This window comes from Cytobacillus sp. MT66 (assembly GCF_058792595.1).
The window spans coordinates 250,263-271,171 of sequence record NZ_JBXAFB010000004.1 but is presented as its reverse complement, the minus strand read 5'-3'; the positions used below and the strand labels follow the sequence as shown (position 1 = coordinate 271,171).

Annotated in this window: 21 protein-coding genes; 2 read left to right on the top strand and 19 right to left on the bottom strand. The window is 40.8% G+C overall.

What is annotated here, in order from left to right:
• Positions 1–48: 48 nt before the first annotated feature.
• From AC1Q59_RS09730 to AC1Q59_RS09685, 10 genes are all read right to left on the bottom strand, one after another.
• Positions 49–1,416: an MmgE/PrpD family protein gene (locus AC1Q59_RS09730; protein WP_492365616.1), complete on the bottom strand. Its 1,368-nt coding sequence runs from the start codon at positions 1,414–1,416 to the stop codon at positions 49–51.
• The gene (locus tag AC1Q59_RS09725) at positions 1,413–2,330 is read right to left on the bottom strand and encodes a succinate--CoA ligase subunit alpha (RefSeq protein WP_492365615.1); all 918 of its coding nucleotides are present in this window, start codon (positions 2,328–2,330) and stop codon (positions 1,413–1,415) included. The genes AC1Q59_RS09730 and AC1Q59_RS09725 overlap by 4 nt, the downstream gene beginning before the upstream one ends.
• Positions 2,331–3,533, bottom strand: a complete 1,203-nt coding sequence (locus tag AC1Q59_RS09720) for an ATP-grasp domain-containing protein (RefSeq protein ID WP_492365614.1) — start codon at positions 3,531–3,533, stop codon at positions 2,331–2,333.
• A gap of 43 nt (positions 3,534–3,576) precedes the next feature.
• Positions 3,577–4,236 carry a GntR family transcriptional regulator gene (locus AC1Q59_RS09715; RefSeq protein WP_492365613.1) on the bottom strand — a complete coding sequence of 220 codons (660 nt, stop codon included), beginning with the start codon at positions 4,234–4,236 and terminating at the stop codon, positions 3,577–3,579.
• A 118-nt stretch (positions 4,237–4,354) separates the two neighbouring features.
• The gene (locus tag AC1Q59_RS09710; RefSeq protein ID WP_492365612.1) at positions 4,355–5,827 is read right to left on the bottom strand and encodes an SLC13 family permease; all 1,473 of its coding nucleotides are present in this window, start codon (positions 5,825–5,827) and stop codon (positions 4,355–4,357) included.
• A 14-nt stretch (positions 5,828–5,841) separates the two neighbouring features.
• Positions 5,842–7,191 carry an MmgE/PrpD family protein gene (locus AC1Q59_RS09705; RefSeq protein ID WP_492365611.1) on the bottom strand — a complete coding sequence of 450 codons (1,350 nt, stop codon included), beginning with the start codon at positions 7,189–7,191 and terminating at the stop codon, positions 5,842–5,844.
• Between the two features lie 75 nt (positions 7,192–7,266).
• Positions 7,267–8,124 (bottom strand): HpcH/HpaI aldolase/citrate lyase family protein, encoded by an 858-nt coding sequence (locus AC1Q59_RS09700; RefSeq protein WP_492365610.1) that lies wholly within the window; start codon positions 8,122–8,124, stop codon positions 7,267–7,269.
• 118 nt (positions 8,125–8,242) lie between these two features.
• Positions 8,243–8,887 carry a GntR family transcriptional regulator gene (locus AC1Q59_RS09695; protein ID WP_492365609.1) on the bottom strand — a complete coding sequence of 215 codons (645 nt, stop codon included), beginning with the start codon at positions 8,885–8,887 and terminating at the stop codon, positions 8,243–8,245.
• Between the two features lie 19 nt (positions 8,888–8,906).
• Positions 8,907–10,175, bottom strand: coding sequence for a TRAP transporter large permease (locus AC1Q59_RS09690; protein ID WP_492365608.1), 1,269 nt, complete (start codon positions 10,173–10,175; stop codon positions 8,907–8,909).
• Positions 10,172–10,729: a TRAP transporter small permease gene (locus tag AC1Q59_RS09685; protein ID WP_492365607.1), complete on the bottom strand. Its 558-nt coding sequence runs from the start codon at positions 10,727–10,729 to the stop codon at positions 10,172–10,174. The genes AC1Q59_RS09690 and AC1Q59_RS09685 overlap by 4 nt, the downstream gene beginning before the upstream one ends.
• Positions 10,730–11,111: 382 nt before the next feature.
• Between AC1Q59_RS09685 and AC1Q59_RS09680 the strand changes: the two genes are divergently transcribed.
• The gene (locus tag AC1Q59_RS09680) at positions 11,112–12,182 is read left to right on the top strand and encodes a DctP family TRAP transporter solute-binding subunit (RefSeq protein ID WP_492365606.1); all 1,071 of its coding nucleotides are present in this window, start codon (positions 11,112–11,114) and stop codon (positions 12,180–12,182) included.
• Between the two features lie 107 nt (positions 12,183–12,289).
• On the opposite strand, the gene AC1Q59_RS09675 is transcribed toward AC1Q59_RS09680, so the two are convergent.
• The 9 genes from AC1Q59_RS09675 to AC1Q59_RS09635 form a co-directional block, all read right to left on the bottom strand.
• Positions 12,290–13,360, bottom strand: a complete 1,071-nt coding sequence (locus tag AC1Q59_RS09675; protein WP_492365605.1) for a tartrate dehydrogenase — start codon at positions 13,358–13,360, stop codon at positions 12,290–12,292.
• Positions 13,360–13,944 carry a FumA C-terminus/TtdB family hydratase beta subunit gene (locus AC1Q59_RS09670; RefSeq protein WP_492365604.1) on the bottom strand — a complete coding sequence of 195 codons (585 nt, stop codon included), beginning with the start codon at positions 13,942–13,944 and terminating at the stop codon, positions 13,360–13,362. The genes AC1Q59_RS09675 and AC1Q59_RS09670 overlap by 1 nt, the downstream gene beginning before the upstream one ends.
• A gap of 208 nt (positions 13,945–14,152) precedes the next feature.
• Positions 14,153–14,995: a fumarate hydratase gene (locus tag AC1Q59_RS09665; RefSeq protein ID WP_492365603.1), complete on the bottom strand. Its 843-nt coding sequence runs from the start codon at positions 14,993–14,995 to the stop codon at positions 14,153–14,155.
• A gap of 2 nt (positions 14,996–14,997) precedes the next feature.
• Complete coding sequence (locus AC1Q59_RS09660; RefSeq protein ID WP_492365602.1) at positions 14,998–15,666, bottom strand: GntR family transcriptional regulator; 669 nt, start codon at positions 15,664–15,666, stop codon at positions 14,998–15,000.
• A 206-nt stretch (positions 15,667–15,872) separates the two neighbouring features.
• Positions 15,873–17,387 carry a succinyl-CoA:acetate CoA-transferase ScpC gene (gene scpC, locus AC1Q59_RS09655; RefSeq protein WP_492365601.1) on the bottom strand — a complete coding sequence of 505 codons (1,515 nt, stop codon included), beginning with the start codon at positions 17,385–17,387 and terminating at the stop codon, positions 15,873–15,875.
• Between the two features lie 132 nt (positions 17,388–17,519).
• A complete protein-coding gene (locus AC1Q59_RS09650) occupies positions 17,520–18,164 on the bottom strand; it encodes a LytTR family DNA-binding domain-containing protein (RefSeq protein ID WP_492365600.1) in 645 nt (214 codons plus the stop codon).
• A 117-nt stretch (positions 18,165–18,281) separates the two neighbouring features.
• Entirely contained in the window at positions 18,282–18,665 is a 384-nt protein-coding gene (locus tag AC1Q59_RS09645; RefSeq protein WP_492365599.1) for a hypothetical protein, read from the bottom strand.
• A 90-nt stretch (positions 18,666–18,755) separates the two neighbouring features.
• Complete coding sequence (locus AC1Q59_RS09640) at positions 18,756–19,283, bottom strand: nitroreductase family protein (RefSeq protein WP_492365598.1); 528 nt, start codon at positions 19,281–19,283, stop codon at positions 18,756–18,758.
• Positions 19,284–19,370: 87 nt separating this feature from the next.
• The gene (locus tag AC1Q59_RS09635) at positions 19,371–20,357 is read right to left on the bottom strand and encodes a spermine/spermidine synthase domain-containing protein (protein WP_492365597.1); all 987 of its coding nucleotides are present in this window, start codon (positions 20,355–20,357) and stop codon (positions 19,371–19,373) included.
• 162 nt (positions 20,358–20,519) lie between these two features.
• Between AC1Q59_RS09635 and speD the strand changes: the two genes are divergently transcribed.
• Positions 20,520–20,894, top strand: a complete 375-nt coding sequence (gene speD, locus AC1Q59_RS09630; protein WP_492365596.1) for an adenosylmethionine decarboxylase — start codon at positions 20,520–20,522, stop codon at positions 20,892–20,894.
• Positions 20,895–20,909 lie beyond the last annotated feature (15 nt).

Sequence of the window (20,909 nt, the reverse complement as noted above, 5' to 3'; positions counted from 1 at the left end):
ATGTTACGAGAAAAATCTAGCGGGACTATGTCCCGCTAGCCTTGATAATTACTGTGGCTGTTTTTCCGATACACTGCTTTCTCCCAATAGCTGCATCCAATTTCGCACATTCATCTCTTCTAAAGTTAAAACAGCCTTAATATGCTCTTTTGCATTATTTACTTTCCCTATGGTCATGGTCCTAAATTTCTCTACCAATTCTTCGCTGCTGGCCATTTTTTCCGGATCACCCTTAGGATAATCAGTTGAGCTCACAAGGGTTCTGCCATCCTTTAATGTCATTTCAACCCTTGCACCCCATTTTTCCGGATATGCATTTTCATAATATGGATCAGATTGGACATCAATTTTTTCCATTACTTCCCTGATTACATTTGAGCTTAAAGCATCATTATTGTAGTCCTTTAATGAGGCCGATCCGTTGACAGCTATGAGTGCTGCACAGAACTGGCTGCTGAATTTTGAAGCATAAATCGTATCTGGCTTAGGATTATCTGTGATATTAAGAACCGTTTGATATGTTTTTATCGTCACATTTTGCAGTTGTTCATGATGAAGGGAATGTTCTTTCATAAGCTCAAGAACACAGTCCATAGCAGGATGTGTATGACGGCAGGATGCATGAATCTTAAAGCTGTTTTCCATGATTTTGAATTCATTGCCTAGGTTCTTTGTTATTTTCCCAGCATCAAATTCATCGGACATCGCATTGAAAAAGCCTCTTCTTCCTTCAAGAATCTTGCTTGCAGATGTGAAGTTACTTCTTGCCAGCATCGCCGCTAAAGTCCCGTTATAGGCTGCTTTTGCCGTATGAAGCTGCTTCGTATTTGCTCCATCTTCAATAAATTCCCATAAACCAGCCGCTTGAGTTCCGGCATTTCCAAGCGCATACGCCGTTTGTTCAACATTTAAGTTTAATAGCTTCGCTGCTGCAGCCGCAGAGCCAAATGTTCCGCATGTAGCAGTGTTGTGCCAGTAATAATAGTGTGATGGAGAAACCGCTTCACCTACTCGATAGCAAACCTCATATCCAGCAACAACAGCTGTAATTAAATCTTTTCCGCTTAAGTTATAAGCTTCTGCAACTGCCACAGCTGCTGGAATGACGACGGTTCCCGCATGAATGATAGAAGACTTATGGATATCATCAAGCTCTACAATATGGCTAGAAGCACCGTTTACCAAGCAGGCATTGCCAATGGAAGACTTGCCTCCAGTTACAAGAGTTGCTTGCTCATTTCCTCCCCACTCTTCTGCCAGCTCCTTGATAGCCAGAATCGGCTTTTCATCTTTTCCAGCCAGCGCGGAGCCATACCAATCCAGGATACATAGCTTTGTAAACTCAACCACCTCGGACGGCAGATCTTCATATTTAAGGTTTACTGTATATTCAGCCAACTTTTTACTTAATGTCATTTCGCATCTCCCACCTTTACTTGTAATACGTTTTGCAAAACGTTAATCATTTCATCATAGCGTTCAACCACATGGGCTCCCGCATCGCGAAGTGCTTTCATCTTCAGTGAAGGTTTCCCCACATCGCCTGAAATCATGGCTCCTGCATGGCCAAAAACTGTGCCATCCGGCATGGACTCCGTAAACTTCCCAGCTACAAAGGAAATAAGAGGCTTAGTGAATCCGCCCTCTTTAATAAACTGTGCTGCATCCTCTTCGAACGAAGTTCCCGGCTCCGAAAATGTGACAACTGCATGGGTCTCTTCGTCTTTTTCGAATAAGGCCAGCAAATCTGCAATCGTTGTTCCTATTAAACTATCACCGCCAATTCCAATGCTTGTTGTTACGCCAAAACCAGCACGTTTAATCATCCAGGAGGATTCTGTTGTCATCCCTCCGCTCCTTGAAATCACCCCAACATTACCTGGAACAAAGCAGCGTTCAGGACGATCCCCGCCAATGGATCCCATTTTGATTCGATCCTTTGGGTTAATGATGCCTGCGGTATTTGGCCCTATAATTGTGACATTTTCTTGTTTAGCTGCGTACAAAAGCTTTACAACATCATGTTGCGGAACATTTTCTGTAGTTACAACAATCAATTGAATGCCATTTGCTATCGCTTCAAGAACCGCATCTAATGTAAATGCTGGAGGAACAACAATAAGACTTGCGTTTACCTGATGGTATTTGACTGCTTCCGCAACCGTGTCATAGACAGGCACGCCACGGACAAGCTGCCCGCCTTTTCCCGGCGTGACACCGGCATATATTTTGGTTCCATAAGAGGTCGTATGATCCACGATCATTGTGGCTTCACGTCCGGTAATTCCCTGAACCACCATTCGAGTATTGCTATCTATTAAAATAGCCATTTAGGACACCCCCTTCATCTTCTTGACCATTTCCGCTGCAGCTTCTTCAATGGTCCGGTCTTCGCCGAAATAGGTGATCCCTGCTTCTTCAAAAATTCTTTTGCCTTCTTCGTCATTCACACCCGCTTCTCTGACAACAATCGGAAAGGTTTGAGGGTTGATGCCCAGCTCTTGAATGGCACGGACAATTCCCTTCGCCATAATGTCAATCTGTGTATTATTCGAGATATTATGGGCGACAAACAATCCTTTTACCCCTTCTTTGGACAGAATGCCCTTTGCTAACCCGGCAACCTTTTCCTCTGGAGGATTGCCGCCTGTTTCAGAATAGTTGGCAGGCCTCACACCCAGATTGATTAAGGCATCAAAGCTTAAGAGACTTCCTCCGCCTCCGCCGCACATAAAACCAATCTCTCCGCCATCCATTTCTGTATATCGTGCCGTCCCGCGGTAATCAGCATCATTGACCTTCACCATCTCTTTTTCCAGCTCAGTAAGAGGACGCCACGACCGTTCGCTTCCCGATTCAACTAGCCCCTCAAGCTCCGGATGACGGAAAAGGGAAGAATCATCAACACCCATTACAGATGCGGCAGCAATAACATTGGCATCCTTTGTGAGAACTAGCGGATTGATTTCTAGAATCGTACAATCATATTTAGTAAAAACTTCATAAAGCTTACAAAGAACAGAAGTTGCCTTCACCAGCGGTTTGCCAGTCACACCAAGCCTGCTCCAAATTTCCTTTGCCTGATAAGGATGAAGAGGCTCAAATGGCTTCACATGGTATACAACAACTTGATGAGGTGAATCTTTTACTAAATCTTCGACCTCAATCCCGCCCTCAGTTGTAGCAATAATAACAGGTATTTTCTTTTGCGGATCAATGGTAATGGATACATACCATTCTTTATCAATATCAACTTTTTCTTCTACTAGAACTTTATCAACCGGATAGTTTCTAACAGTCATTCGAAAAATTTCCTCAGCCTTTACTTTCGCTTCCTCAAATGTTTCAGCAAATTTAATGGCTCCAGCTTTGCCTCTTTTTCCAACAGGAACAAGTGCTTTTAAAACCTTTGGAGTTGATAGCTGGTCTGCTGTCAATTCCTCACTTGATGAAATAACACTGTGTCCCGGAACAGGAACACCATTTTGTTTTAATAATGTCTTACTAGCATCCTCAAGCATTCTTCCCAACATACTTCCCCCTTTAGGATATTGGATCCCATTTTAACAAAGGAATTTACTTCATTTTTGCATCATCACGTATGCTTTTAATTAACTTTTTTCCTGTTTGGGTAATGTGCTCTGCGACTAGACTTGCTGCCGTTTCCTTGTCTTTTTTTAGAACAGCTTCAAGAATTTTTCTGTGATCAGCATTAGATGTGTCTTTTTGCCCCTTTATAAGATGTGGAGTTTGCTGTGGAAAGCCGCTCCATAATGTTCCGATAAATGAATTTAATCGTTCCCATTTGCAGCGCTTTACTAGAATGCGATGAAAGTCAATGTTAAATTGGATGAATGTATCGACATCTTCTGCTGTTTCCATCTGCTCAACCAATTCTGTGAGTTCGGTTAGGTCTTCCTTAGTTAACAGGTCGATGCTTTTATAGACGGCCATTTTCTCTAGGGAAGATCTTAAAGCATAGATTTCTTCGATGTCTTCAAGGCTGATTGATTTTACAACAGCGCCTTTATGAGGTTCAAGAGTGATGAGCCCCTCTGATTCCAGTTTTCGAAAAGCCTCTCTCACAGGCATTCGGCTCACGCCTAATTTTTCAGCAAGCTCAGATTGCTTTAATCTCTCGCCGGGTTCGAAGTCCCCCCTGATGATTGCTTCCCTTAAGATGTTGCAAACCTTTAAGTGTAATGTATCTCTGTTTTCTATGCGGAGATCTGACATTTTCTGCTACCTTTCTTATAAGTAATTTTATCTTTAGAATACAGGATCGTGTAATAATTGTCTATATTTTTAGATATTTTAGTCTATTCAATCTGTGTTGATTTTCGTTCCAATCAACTTACAAAAGGCCAATCCATTTCCACCAAAATGCAGCAGTCAATACGGTGACCGCGATCATTGCAAGGGTCATCCAGATGCCGGGCATTAGAAAATCTTTTTGCTGTATTTGACCCGTACTGTGAACAATAATATTAGGTGTAGCTTCCACTACTAAAATATAGCCATGCAGACAGGCAAGTGATGCAGTGATACAAATCAAAACTGGGTCGGCTCCAGCCTGGGCAGATAATCCTATAAAGATAGGAATTAACGTGACGACTGCTGTAGATACATTTGCAACCGCAAGATGGAGAATCTGGGTGATTATCAGCACAGCAATCACACCAATAAGTGGTGAGTGTAAAAGGCCAATCAGCCAATCGGCACTAAGACTTGCCCCCACTGCTTCAGCAGCACCAGATTGATTAAAGGCATACCCTAACGAAAGCGTGGCACCCATAAGGAGAACCGTATCAAAATTAATCTTCACCATGTTCTCCCACTTTGAACAGCCAAGACCAGGAGATGCCATTAGAATCACTCCCAGCAAAGCCGGGATACTCGGATGCAAGCCATGAAGCGGCTCAGAAAACCAGAGGCCTACAATTAAAATAAGAATACCTAGGCATTTCCTCTCTTCAAGATCCATTTTTCCGAGCTCATGTAATTTCTTCTGCATTTCCTCTTTCACATGAGGGAAATGTTTATTTTCATCGGGCAACGGAAAACTTTTCAGAAGGATTAGCCACGCTGCTGGAATTAGGAGCAGCCATATGGGCACAGTGTACATAAACCACTGAATATATGAAATTTGAATCCCAACAAATTCCTTCAAAAGCTCAACGGTCAGAATGTTTCCTATTGCAGCGGTCATGACAACTGTTCCGCTGACAGTGCCGGCAAAGGCAACAGCAAGCAAAATCATTTTTCTAAGATTGCTATTTTTCTTCGCACCTATCGTCTCAAGGGACATCAATGCAACAGGAACAAGAAGTGTAGCCCTCACAGCTGCTGCCGGGATAAAAAAAGCCTGGATTTGCGGTATCATAATAATGCTTCCTAACAGTCCTTTTGCACTTCCACCCCATCTAGCTAAAATGAAATAGGCAAGTCTCTTAGCAAGCGGGGTATCATTCACCCCTTTAGCAAGCATCATTCCTGCAATAATGAGAAACACGGCCGGAGATGAAAAACCGCTGAATACTATGGTCATCGGAACGACATGGAACATGATCATAAGAACTAAAAGCAGGACTGCCGTTACCCCAAGGGGCAACGGCTCCAATGTCCAATAGAAAACGCTCATAACTAAAAGTGCAAGCATGATTTTAGCTGTAAAAGTATACTCTCCAGGAAGGATGAAGAAAACGGCACCCATTAAAAGCCCCCCAGCCAAAAGGATGATTAGCTTTGAAGCTGTCATCGGCACAGAATTTGCTTCCTTTTTCTTTGGTATCTGATTTTCTCTTTGTTTAAAAATTGGAGAGCCCATTATCATACTCCTCTTTACAGAATAACTGCCTCCGCTGGACGGCATAATTCAAAGAACTCATCCAGATCCTCTAACTCCTCAAATCGGTAGACTAAGTCAATTAAAGCCTTCTTTGCCTCTTCGGAAATGACAGTACCTGTTACATCCATGAATTTTTCTTTTAATTGTTCATCTGTCATTGGAAGATCCATACTGCCAATGGCATGTTCCACAAATTGGCTAATTTCACGGCCATCTTTTAGTTTTACAGTGATTTGCGCCTGATCTTCCTTCATATTTTCATCAATGGTCAGGTTAATTTTAGAGCGTAATTCTTTAACAGCTGGATCATTGACAAATTCATCTGAAAACTCATCAACCGCAGCCTTTAGATTAAGGAAACCGGATGCCACGCAATGAAAAACACTGAACTTCCCTTCAAGGCCCGTTGTAAATTCAGTCTTTCCTGTCAACTCCTTGACAAGAGGATGGCCGATAATTTCAATCACATCTACATCTTCCGCACGAAGCTGATGCTGTTTTTGAACTTGGATAATGCCGTCAATGGCAGGATGTGTAACAATTCCGCTGGCAAATGGTTTATAGCTGTTCTTTTCGACTTCCCAGGCTTTCCCCCAATTTTGTGTAAGGAGCTCTAATTTATTTTCTTCGGATAGGACTTTTACAAAACCTCGAACTGCTTCTAACGGCTTTGTTGAACTTGTAAACCCTTCTGAAGCAATCAAGGCAGCCATTAAACCATTCATAGCTGTTTTTCCAGGATGGTACGGTTTTGTCATCGTTCCAAACATTTCTCTTAATCCTACAGGATCACTGGAAGCAATTCCGATGGCGTAGGAAGTTTTTTCAAGATCAAGATCAAGCATTTTGCTTATTGCGGCTGCTGCCCCAATTCCACCTACAGTCCCCGTAATATGCCAGCCTCTCCAGTAATGAGATGGATAGACGGATAACGCTAGCCGCGCCTCTACCTCACAGCCGACAATAAATGCCTCAAGAACATCTTTGCCTGATTTCTTCTGGTGTTCAGCAAATGACAGGATTGCCGGATAGACCGGGGCCGATGGATGCAAAACGGTTTCTAGCAATGTATCATCAAAGTCAAAGATATGAGAGGACATCCCGTTAAGCAATGCGGCAAATAAGATATCTGTCTTCTCCTTGCGTCCAAGGATTGTTGCCTGTTCAGAGCTCTTTGTCATTTTGGCAACGGCCAGAACCTTATCCATTGATTCATGGTTGGCCGCTCCAATGGCTACGCCAAGCCAGTTTAATAGACTTCTTTTTGCCTCATGCAGTGCGTTTTCGCTGAAATCCTTGTATGTTGTTTGCTTAATATTTGCTGCTAATTGACTTGTAACCATTGCTCATTCCCCTTTATAAAAAATTAAGCTTTGTGAATCTATTCGTTGATTTCCCCTTTTTTAGAATTGGTTTATCTATAAATTCGCTAATTGCAGAAGACTTTTTGCTTTTTTATAAACTGGATAATCTACTAATTGATTCTGTACAGCTATCGATGCAGTACCTGCTTTTTCTGCCGCTTCGAATGCTTCAACAATCTCCCTTGCCTTTTCTAATTCCTCTTGCTTCGGAGTAAAGACTTCGTGAATAATATCAAGCTGTTTTGGATGGATGGCAAGCTTCGCCTTAAAGCCAATTTTTCTTGCACGGACTGCATCATTATTTAATCCATCTGGGTTATTTAAATCCGGATAAACCGCATCGACTGGGTTGCCGATCCCTGCTGCTCTAGACGCATTGACAATTTGTGATCTTGCATAAATAAGCTCTTCTCCGTCCTCAGTTAATTCACAGCCAAGATCAAGAGAGTAATCAATGTATCCAAACACTAATCTCGGTATGTAGTGATGGGCGTTGGCAATATCGTAGGCAAAATGAACACCCTTTGCTGTTTCTATCAGCGGCATGACTTCGAACTTTCTGTCCGCCTCTCCCCTGCTTTCCAGGCGATCCTGAATAACCTGACAAATCGTCTTTAGATGAATGCCGCTTTCTGACTTGGGCACAACAACACCGCTTGCTCCTGCATCGATTGCCGCGATGACATCATCTCTCCAATAAGGCGTTGTCATATCGTTAATTCGAATATAGACATCTTTATCTGCAGGATGATTAATTAGATAATTTTTTGCCCGCTCACGAGCATTTTCTTTTTCAGATAAGGCAACAGCATCCTCTAGATCAAAAATAGCGCAGTCAGAATGGCTTTTAACTGCCTTTTCCATTAATTTTTCAGAACTCGCCGGGACAAATAAATACGATCTTTTCGCCATTATGTACTCCTCCTTTTATATGGATATTGGATCCAATTCACTTCGATAAGTGGCAGAGCTCATATAGCTCTGCTGCGGTTTTCAAAGTAATATAGAAAAAGCCTCTCCTTGTTCTATCCTATTCAACAAACTCTACCAGCATGTTTCCTGAACGCATGATGTGTTTTTCTATTAAAAGACGTATTCTGACAGGATCCTTTTCTTCTAATGCCCTTAGTATTTGTTTATGCTCCTGATTGGAGATTTGCACTGTTTTTGGAATTAGTCTTGGTACCTGAGAAGGGTAACCCTTAATCAATTCGGCTGTAAGAAGCTTTATTTTCTTCCACTTGCATCCCTTTTGCAGTAAACTGTGGAACTGCTGGTTATGGTTCATATAGGAATCCATATCATCTTTCTTGATATCCTTATCCATTAAATCAACCAGATCCTGAAGCTCATTGCGATCCCTTCTCGTCAAAAAGTTCATCGACTTTTGTACAACAATTCCTTCAAGCAGAGATCTTAAATAATAAAGCTCTTCAACGTCTTCTTTCCTGATCCCAATCACCTGTGCCCCTTTATGGGGAAGGAACATAACTAGTCCTTCCCTTTCAAGGCTATGCAATGCTTCCCTTACAGGCATTCGGCTCACTCCAAGTTTGGATGCAAGATCATCCTGAATAAGCCTTTCTCCTGGCTTTAATTCCTGTGTATAAATGGCCTCTCTGATCATAGAAGTCACTTTTTCCTGCAATGTTTGAAAATCCTTTGACTCCTTCATCGACAAGACTCCTCACTTACTATTTTGCTAGAAGCAGTGAAATCTGCGGGAAGATGACGACTAAAATAAGTGCAAGAACCATTAGGGCAAAGAATGGAAGAACTCCCTTTACAACCTCGCCGACCTTTTCCCGCGTTATTCCGCTGACAACAAACAGGTTCAAGCCAACTGGCGGCGTAATCATAGCTAATTCCATATTGATTGTCATGATGATCGCAAAGTGAATGATGTTAATATCAAACATAACAAGAACCGGAAGTAAAATTGGAAGTGTAATCAGGATGATGGCTACAGCCTCTAAGAACATTCCCAATACAAAGAACATGATGTTAACACCAATCATGAAGATCCATTTGTTTGCAGCACTTTCCTCAATCCAAATGGCAAAGTTTTGCGGTACCTGCTCTGTAGTTAAGAACATACCGAAAATCATTGCTGATGCAATAACTAGGAAAATCATGGCAGTGATATTAATAGATTCCTTAAGAACTTCACGGAATTTAGGGAAGTTCATTTCCTTATAGATAAATACAGAAACAATGACTCCGTATAAACAGGAAACAAAGGCTGCTTCTGTTGGTGTGACGATACCGGAGTAAATTCCTCCAAGAATAATAACTGGAAGCAAAAATCCCCAGATCGCTTTATATGATTTCTTAAGTCTTACATCCATTGGCTCCTTTGGCAGCATTCCATAATTATTAATTCTTGCATTCACAATAGCTGACACTAACAAAATACCGCCTAACATAAGTCCAGGTAGAACCCCGGCAGCAAATAGCTTTCCAACAGATTCTTCAGCTACAGATGCATAAATAATTAATGGAATTGATGGAGGAATAAGAATTCCAAGTGTTCCTGCTGCTGCTACTAATCCCATAGCATAGCGCTTGCTGTAGCCTGCCTTAACCATTCCTGGAATCATGATGCTTCCAATAGCCGCAGCTGTTGCAGGGCTAGAACCTGAAATGGCAGCGAAGATCATACAAGCAAGGATTGTTACAATTGCTAATCCGCCACGAATATGGCCAACCCAAGACTTTAATGCTTCGATTAGGTGATAAGAAATACCACCCTTTGACATGATAATCCCGGCAAAGACGAAACCAGGTATGGCCATCAATGTTGCTGAGTTTAATGAGTTAAACATTTTTTGAATGACTGTATAAAGGGTAAAGTCAATCATGGAAAGAGCCACAATGCTTGAAAGTCCCAAGCTGACTGCAATTGGAACCCTAATTAAGCAAAGGATGGCAAAAACTAAGAAAAGTACTAAAACCGGACTCATACCCCAACCCCCTTATCATCTGGAAGATTTGCTCCTTGTTCTTTCATCTCTTCGTACAGTGCTTCTAACTCACCTGTCAGCTCAGCTTTATCCCCTTTAGCAGCCCGTACTGCGTTAATAATGAAATAAAGCCCAAGAAGACTCATGCCAACAGGAAGAACTAAATATGTTGTCCAAATCGGAATCCCAACATCAATAGTCGTCATCCCCTGTTCCTTTGAAAGCGTTATCAATTCAAGCGAAGAATAAGCAAGATAGAAGGAGTACCCTGCACCTATTAAGTTTGAAATAGTGGCAACAATACGCTTTATGGAAAGTGGAAATAGGTCAAACAGAAGTTCTACTTGAATATGCCGCTTATCCTTCAACGCCATACCAAAACCAAGGAATATTGCCCATACCAATAAAAACTCAAAAATCTCCGTTACCCAGGCTGCAGGTGCGTTCAATACATATCTTGTAAATACACCCCATAAAGCTACAATTGTTCCACCGACAAACAGTGTCCCAGCTAAAGCTTCTTCAATACGATCCAGCCATTTAAAAAATTTCATTTTTTCAACTCCTTTTTTTGGATTGTATCCAATCTTTATAGAATTCTATTTTTCAATATACTAGATATTGCGAAAAAAATAAACAGAAAATTTATTATTTTTTATTATTTATGTGTATTCACAATATTGGACTCATTTGATATAATGTCTACATCATCTATGAAGAAAGTCATAATCGCAAATAAACTTGTATCCAATTTATTAAAGGAGGGATTATCGCAAATCGTGTAAGCGATTACTTTTTAGAGAGCAATCGTACAAAGCAGGTGCTAATGCCTTCCCGCTCTATCTTGTCTTTAAGTGGGCTGTGAAGGAATTAGATATATTTGCGGACCATACATATCTATTAGGTTCGTGACCATTTATTAAAGGGGGAAAAGAAATGACAAATGTAAGAAAAATGCTAATGGCAGTCCTTACGCTCATATTGGCATTCGGACTAGCAGCATGCAGCAGCAGTTCATCATCAGAGAAAACAGAAGGATCCTCTGAAGGTTCTTCTGAAGGAACTGAAACAGCAGATAGCGGAGTACAGGAATTAACAATTAAGATTTCACACGTTGTTGCTGAGAACACACCAAAGCACCAAGGTGCATTGAAGATGAAAGAAGTCATTGAAAAGGAATCTGGCGGTAAAATTAAAGTTCAAGTTTATCCAAACAGCTCCTTGTTCGGTGATAAAGATGAATATCAAAACCTAGTTGCTGATAACGTTCAATTTATTTTACCGGATATGTCTAAGCTTGTTGGTAACGACCCTGGCTTCAACATTCCAGCAATGCCTTTCCTATTTAAAGATGATGCAGCTGCAGAAGCTTTCTGGGATGGGGAAAAAGGACAGGAAATCTTTAAGCGTCTTGAAAAAGACGGCGTACTTGGTCTTTCTTTCTGGCCAAACGGTGCAAAACATATGACAAACGACAAGAAGCCAATTACAAAGCCTGAAGATCTTGATGGTATGAAGATTCGTACACAAGGCGGCCAGCTTCTAGAGGCCATCTATTCTAAGCTTGGTGCAGGATCTGCTTCTATTCCTTTTGGTGAGCTTTACACAGCTCTTCAGCAAGGAACAGTAGATGGACAAGAAAATACATTCAGCAACATTGAATCTAAGAAGTTTGACGAAGTTCAAAAGTATATGACAATCATGGGCCACACTCGTGTTGACTATGTATTGCTAACTAACACTAAATTCTGGGATAGCTTAAATGATGAAACAAAAGCGGTCGTTCAAAAGGGTGTAGATGAAGCTACAAAGACAGCAAGGGAATCTGCTGCTCAGCTTAACGAAGATGCATTAGCTAAGCTTAAAGAAAATGGCCAAATTGAAATCAATGAGTTATCTGATGAAGAAATTGCAGCATTCAAAGAGGCTTTACAGCCAGTATATGACGAATATGCAAAAACTATCGGTGAAGATATCATTAAGGATGCTGAAAGCAGAAATAACTAATTTCAATACGAATAATAGACCGCTAGCTTATAAGCTGGCGGTCTATTATTTTTGCGCAAGGCAAAAAGAAGAGCGCTGTCTTTTTAACAGCACCCTACTTTTTGATATTACTTTACTGAAACAGCCTTTTTTAATCTTGAGCAGATTTCGTCTCCAACCTCGATTGTTGTTGAGTTTCCGCCGATATCTGGCGTTTTAATTCCGTCATTTGTTACTTCCTCAACCACATCTAGAAGCTTTTGTCCAAGCTCATATTCACCGAAGTGATCAAGCATCATTTTCGCTGTCCATATTTGTCCGATTGGGTTAGAAATTCCCTTGCCATAAATGTCTGGCGCAGATCCATGAACAGGCTCAAACATGGATGGATATTTACCATTTAAATTGATATTAGCTGCTGGCGCAATACCAATGCTTCCCATAATCGCCCCGCCGATATCTGTTAAAATATCACCAAATAGATTACTAGCCACAATGACATCAAAGATTTGCGGTCTTGTTACGAAAAATGCAGCTAATGCATCAATATGATAGGATGCTGTCTGAATATCTGGATAGTCTGACTTTACTTCATTAAACACTTTATCCCAAAATGGCATAGAATGGACAATTCCATTAGATTTTGTTGCAGAAGTGACATGCCCTCTTCTCTTTTTTGCCAGTTCAAATGCATATCTCATTGCACGTTCTGTGCCTTTTCTAGTGAATACTGCGTTTTGAATCGCAAGTTCGTCTTCACCGCTGTGAATTCTACCGCCAACTTCACTATATTCGCCTTCACTGTTTTCCCTTACAACAATCAAGTCAAAGTCATTAGGGTTTACAAGCGGAGACCTTAGACCCTTAAACATTTTTGCTGGGCGAATGTTGATGGACTGCTCGAAATCCCTTCTAATTTTGATTAATAATCCCCATAATGATAAATGGTCCTCCACAATCTGTGGATTGCCGATCGCACCTAGAAAAATAGAATCAAAGTTTTTCAAAATATCCAAGCCATCATCTGGCATCATTTTACCATGCTCTGCGTAGTAATCGCAGCTCCAAGGGAATTCTTTAAATTCAAATTTTAATCCGCCATGAACTTCAGCGATTGTTTCTAACACCTTTAACGATACAGGAACAACCTCTTTGCCAATGCCATCTCCAGGTAAAACTGCTACTTCGATTTTCTTCATTATAATACAGCTCCTTTATTTGTTTTTTGGTTATAGTTTTCATATTTTGGAATTTCTTGCTGATATAAATCATCGCCATTGGAATCGTAAGCCACTAGCAAAGGGAAATCCTCTACTTCCAGCCTGCGGATTGCCTCAGGGCCAAGATCTTCGTATGCTACTACTTCTACCGCCTTTACTCTTCTGCTTAAAATAGTTGATAGACCGCCGACTGCAGCAAAAGAAACGGCACCGTATTCTTTACAAGCTTCTTTTACCATGTCTCTTCGCGGACCTTTGCCAATAGCCCCTACTACTCCATATTCATACATGGCTGGCGCGTATGGATCCATCCGGTAGGCAGTCGTTGGCGCCACCGGTCCAATAACCTGGCCAGGCTTTGGAGGACAAGGGCCCGCATAAAATATGACTTCACCTTTTAAATCCACCGGCAATGGTTCGTTTTTATCCAGCAGCTCAACCATTCTTTTGTGCGCCGCATCTCTGGCCATATAGATGGTTCCTGTCAAAAGAACGGTGTCCCCGATCTTTAAGTTCTTAATATCGGCTTTACTGATTGGCGTGTTTAACCGATACTCCGCCATTGTCATCCCTCCATTATCAGAAAGTTCCTGTTTCCCCTTTTAAAAAAATAACTCTATTTATCTAGTTTTGGACATAGTTCAGGCTGCTAATCTTAAATTTGTCCTTCATCGCCTTGATAAAAGACATTTCACGTTCTAATTCGCTTCAGGTTGGCCTTCATAACATCGATGAAGGTCTTTTACCCTTCAAATTTGCTTTAATTTGTCCTTATATCACAACTGTTTTCTTTCGGGCCGCATGGCACTGGATGTTGACAGCCACTGGCAGCGCTGTGATGTGGCAGGCGTAGGTTTCAATTGGCACCCATAAAGCTGTACTTGTTCCGCCTAGCCCCTGTGGTCCAATCCCAGTATCATTGATAGCTTCTAGAAGCTCAGCTTCAAGCTTTGCAATATGCGGATCCGGGTGATGAACGCCGATTTCGCGTAAAACCGCATGCTTGGCAAGGGATGTCACTTTATCGAAGCTGCCTCCGATGCCGACTCCAACGACAACCGGAGGGCAAGCTTTTCCTCCTGCTTCTTTGATCGTTTGGATGACAAAATTCTTTACACCCTCTGCACCTTCACCGGGAAGCAAGAACTTCATCGCACTCATATTTTCACTTCCGCCGCCCTTTGGCAGAACGGTAATTTTAATTTGATCACCAGGTACGATCTCTGTATGGACAACTGCAGGTGTATTGTCTCCAGTGTTCACACGAATAAGCGGATCGCCGACAACAGACTTTCTTAAATAACCTTCTCTATAGCCTATCCGTACGCCTTCCTGAATGGCATCAAGATAATAGCCGCCCGAGATATGTACATCTTGCCCTATCTCCACAAACACGACCGCCATTCCCGTGTCATGGCAGTATGGCATGTGATTGATTTTTGCTTCTTCTGCATTTTCCATTAGCTGCTGCAAGATGGTTTTTCCAATTGGCGAGGCTTCCGTTGCTTCAGCACGTTTGAATCCGGCCAATACATCCTCAGGCAGGTAGTAACACGCCTCCCAGCATAGCTTTGCTACACTATCTGTCAGCGTTTTCGCTTCAACGATTCTCAATTTTACCTCTCCTTTTCCTTAATAAGCTGAAGTAAATTTTCAAGATCTTGTGTTGTGTGGGTTTTCAGCGACTGTGATGCTTTTTCAGGGTTTCTTTCTTTTATCGCTTCAAATATTTCCTTATGGCCCGCCAAAATGATGTCTTTCCGGCCCTCACCCTTAATATTTATTAATCGATAATAATAGGTTAATGAATGAAGCTCGTCGACTAATTTTTTCAGCCTTAAGTTACCGCTAATTTGGATGATTTGCTCATGAAATTTAGTATTACATTTAACTATTTCCTCTTCATCCCCCCTTTTAATGGCGTCTTCAGTTTCCATTAATGTTTTTTCAAGTTCGCTAATTTGCTGATCAGTTGCCCGTTTTGCTGTAAGTGCCACCGCTGTGGATTCAAGTGAGAGCCTGCATTCATATATGTCGCGGACATCGTCTGCCGATGGCTCATACACAGTGATTTGCGATTTCTCATCCATCACAAGCAGCCCCTCATTTATTAGTCCACGAATCGCTTCGCGAACCGGGCTTCTGCTGACGGCAAATTGCTTTGCCAGCTGCGCTTCATAAAGCCTGTCACCTGGTTTAAATACTCCAAGCCAGATGCGTTCTTTAATGGTTTGCTGAATCTGCTGATAGAAAGGAAGAGGCTTTTGCAATGTTTTTTCTTCCAAAATGGATTTTCTCCTCCTCTTTGTTGATATGTCCTTTAAAAACTGTCGGCTGTCGACACACAACCACCTCAATATTTATAATAGTACATAAAGTCTGAAATTTCAATATTCAATTTTTACCGCAATTAATAATTTATCAGAGCGCAAAAAAGCTCTGGGATTTTTTCTCCCAGAGCTCTCTTGGCAGTATATCAAAGTCTAATAGTTTAGACGCTTTCAACTAATTCCTTTTCAAGCATTGTTCCATGTTTTGCAAAATTAATATGCCAGGATAATGCTTTTTCTAATACGTGCGGAGTTTGTCCGCCTCTTGTTAATGCTTCATAGTAGTAATCGCGAAGCTGGTCGCGGTACATTGGATGTGCACAATTCTCTATAATTAATTCCACACGCTCTCTTGGTGCTAAACCGCGTAAATCAGCATAACCCTGTTCCGTAACAATGACATCTACATCATGTTCTGTGTGGTCCACATGGGAAGCAAATGGAACGATACTAGAAATCTTTCCGCCTTTTGCGATTGATTTTGTTACGAAAATCGCTAACCGGGCGTTTCTTGCAAAGTCCCCAGAACCGCCGATTCCGTTCATCATTTTAGTTCCTGAAACGTGGGTTGAGTTTACATTTCCGTAAATGTCCAATTCCAATGCGGTATTAATTGAAATTAAACCGAGTCGGCGGATGATTTCCGGATGGTTTGAGATTTCCTGTGGTCTCATAATTAATCGATCACGATATTTATCAAAGTTTGAAAATACTTCTTTCATCTTTTGCTCAGATAAAGTAATCGAGCAGCAAGATGCAAAGTTAACCTTTCCCGCATCCATTAGTTCAAATACGGCGTCTTGGAGCACTTCCGAATAAACTTCTAAGTTTTCAAACTCTGAATCAAGCATTCCATGAAGGACTGCGTTTGCAACTGAACCGATACCTGATTGAAGAGGTGCAAGTTTTTCAGTAAGTCTGCCTGCTTCTACCTCTTTGCGCAAAAATGCTAATAAGTGCCCTGCCATAATCTCAGTTTCTTCATCTGGCGGCACGATAGTTGAAGGTGAATCAAGCTGATCAGTAAATACAATACCTTTAATTTTTTCAGGATCAACCTTTATGCCAATTGTTCCAATACGGTCATCAGATTTGGTTAATGGAATGGGCTCCCTTTCCCCTTGTTTGCCGGGAGCATACAAATCATGAAGACCTTCAAGCTCAGGTGTTTGTGACAAATTGATTTCTACAATGATTGACTTTGCATGCTCGGCAAAGCTTAAGGAGTTTCCAATAGAAGTAGTCGGAATAATCATTCCGTCCTCTGAAATAGAAACCGCTTCCAAAATTGCAAAATCAACTGGCATTACATTTGAGCGAATTAATTCAGCTGTATGTGATAAATGCTGATCTACAAAAAGAAAATCCCCTTGGTTAATGCCGCGTCGCATAGTTGGATCTGCCTGGAATGGCAATCTTTTGTTTATGATGCCTGCTTCTGCAAATAGCTTATCTACATCCGATCCTAAAGAAGCCCCTGTATACACATTTACTTTTAGCGGCTGTGTTTTAGCCTTTTCTACTAAAGCAAATGGCACAGCTTTAACGTCCCCCGCACGTGTAAAGCCGCTTAACCCCAATGTCATTCCATCCTCAATCCATGATGCTGCTTCTTCTGGCGTTACTACTCTATCATGTAAACGCGAATCCCTAATCCGTTCAAATTTCTTCTCCATTTTCCCCATCCCTCTCAATAAATGAAGTTACTATTATTTTACCCATTTAAAGAAAAGGGGAAGGAAATTTAGGACAAAATTGATTAAACAGGAGACAAAACAGCGAAAATTCAGGACAAGACAGAAAATTTATTAAAATCCTAATAGTTTTCTAAAATAACTTGAATACGTTTGGCTGACCGTCACCTTGGAACCATTATCCATTTCCAGCAGAAATGTTGAATGCGAATCTGGGTAAATTTCTTTGATATGATTCACATTTACGATAAATGATCGGTGACAGCGGATAAAATAATCCTTTGGCAGCGAATATTCAAAGTCTTGCAATGAGTATTTATGTGTACCTGAATGTTTTTCAGCATGAACAAATGTTTTTTTATCTTTTGCTTCAATATAGACGACATCTGAAAAAGGTATCGGAATCCATCCATCATGTGTTTTAACCGTCACCACAGACTTGCCGTCTGATAATACAGGATAAATGGCCAGTACACAGCCTTCTAATTCGCCGTTGTAATGAAACGGTACGGCCATTCCATGATATGGAACCCCAAATATATCACGATTAATAAATTCAGAAACCTTTTGTCCCGTGGATGTTGCTTTATATGCAATGGTACCGGGCTTTAAAGGGTCGCCAGGTTTAATTTTTAAGTCAATTCTCTTACTTGGACGATAATATATATACTCTTTTGGATTTGAAACAGCAATAGATATTTCATCTGAAAACAACTCGCCAATTACATCAAGTAGAGAATGAATGGAAAAGCTTTGCATGAAAAAATTAGTTCCCCTTTCAGATGAAAATGATCAAACACGATTCATTGTACAATGTTTTTGTAAAAGATGCTAACCTTATATTCTTCCAAAAATAAAAAAACCCATTTCTGGGTTTTAATTTGTCACAATTTGTTTCACAAATATAGCCTGGGAGGTACTAATTTTTTTGCATCCCTCCAAATCCTCTTCCTTTAATAAACCAAGATCCAGCGCAGCTTTTATTTTTCCTTCATCAGGCCTCTTCACAATAAGATCCGCCAAATTTAATTTCTCCAGCACCGCAACAGTCGCTTCCTGTTCATATTTCTCTGTAAGCCTTATTTGCCTTTGCAGCTTATAGTCACTGATCATCATATCGGCCTTTTTCTTTTCTCCGACAGCGGTATCTAAATATTCATTAAAAATCTTCTTCAATTGATCGAGCTGCTGATCAATTTCTTTCTTTCTGCGGCTTAAGTCATCATACTTGGCAAGCATCTCTCTTGTGATCAAATTCAATTTTTATCCCCCTCATTTCACAAATGCTACTTAATCATATTGCGAAATTTACAGAGATATACCATTTATACAAATTTTAAAGGACAAGAGTTACTTGGCAAATCCTTCATGGAATATAGTTTCTTTTTTATCAAGCATTTTTTTCTCTTTAGGATTTTCTGCCGGGTATCCCAATCCTAAAATCGCGACAATCCTTCTATCTTGCGGAACGTTGAGGGCTTTTTGTACATAGGATTCGCGACGGGCAGATTCTTCTTGATCTTCAGAATGATAAACCGCTCCAAAGCCAACACCCAGCCCCAAATCCGCCGCTGTCAGCCAAATGAACGATGCGGCTATGGAGGCATCCTGAAGCCAATATTTGCTTATTTCAGGTCTCCCGGTAATAACGATAGCTGCCTGTGCAGTGGAAAGCCACTTCATAAATGGAGTGGTCTTTTGCAGATGATCAAGCATTTCCCTGTCTTCAATGATAATAAATTCACGAGAGAGCAGGTTATTTCCAGACGGCGAAAGATAAGCCGCTTCCTCTACTTGCCCTAAAATCTCTTTAGGAATTTTCTTATCTTGAAAACTGGTAATCTCCCTTCGACCGCGAATAACATCTAAAACTGACACGTTGATCCCTCCCGATTAAATTTTTCAAATCCTATTTTTATCATTTAGGAAATGAACGGGTATGTCAACCAATCTGACGGTAAAAAATTAAAGGTATTCCCCAACCTCCCTGTTAAAGACTTCATGCAGGATTAAACGATTCTCGCTATTTATTACTGCTCTGCGCTTATAACTTAATATTTTATTAGGAAATTTAAACATCGTTCCGACATCATCAGGAAGCGTTCGATGAGGTACATTAATTCTTTTCATTCGTGACGTTAACGGTTTTTTAGAAGCAAGCTGGAATCCCCAGTCACCAAAAGATGGAATCACTGTATGATAAGCTGTTGTATGAAAACGAGCAGCTTCCATCGTCCGTCCAATACTCCAAAAGACGATCGGTGTCTCGTCCACGCTATTTGACTGACAAACGATGATTCCCTCATCATCTAATGTCGTGTATAGAATGTTATAAAGTTCTGCAGAATATAATTTGGCTAATTCAGGGACGGTTGGATCGGGGAAATCTATAATAATAACATCATAATGTTCCTTATTTTCCTTCACAAACTTAACGGCATCCATTGCATGTGCATTCACACGACGATCAAAGAATGCCCGGTCATTCATTTCTGCCATTTCGGGAATTTCCCGTGCTGCTTGCAAAACATGCCCATCTAAATCAATTAAATCTACATGCTTAACGTCTTTATACTTTAACACCTCGCGCAGCGCAAGACCGTCCCCCCCTCCCAGTATTAAAACCCTCTTGCGCTTTTGTGTTAAAGCCATGGGAATATGAACGAATGCCTCATGATAAATGCGTTCGTCCAATGAACTGAATTGCAGCTGTTCGTTTAAATACATGCGAATATCCTTTGCCTCGATAATCTTAATATCCTGATACCTGCTGATTGAATCATATAATCTCCGATGTTTCCCAGCCAGCAGTTCCTTTAAGCCCATTTGATCCCATTTATCGCCGCGGATACTATGATGACTGTCTTTACCTTCTTCATTATTCTTACTCTGAAAATCTGTAAAACCCTTCAGCTCTTTAGATAACCATACATTCTTCCTCTTGTCTGACATTTAGTTACCTCCTCAAAAGGAATGATTAGGTTATCATATCGCTTATCTACGAAAAAAGATTGGACATTCACCTAATTTGGGTTAGATTATAGAGCTTGTCCAGACATACATAAAAATGATCCATATAATATATAAACTTTAAAGCAGGAAGGTTGTGATATCATGCAATACGATACATTTGGGAGACATATTATCGCAGATGCTTGGGGCATTGATTTTAATAAAATAAATGATCTTGAATTCTTGAAATTCCATATGAAAGAAGCAGCAAACGTTAGTGGAGCTACCGTTTTATCAGTAGAAGGACAAGCTTTTTCCCCTGTTGGAGCCACAGTAATGGTTGTATTATCCGAAAGCCATTTGTCCATTCATACTTATCCCGAAAGAGGGTTTGCTGCAATAGATGGATATACCTGTGGAAACCAGATCGATCCAAAAGTGGCCATCAACTACTTGGTAAAGATTCTTCAGCCTAAAAATGTTTACATGAAAAAGATTGTACGCGGAACTGGCGAGCTTATCATCTCATCCGGCTAGATCTTTTTTAATTAA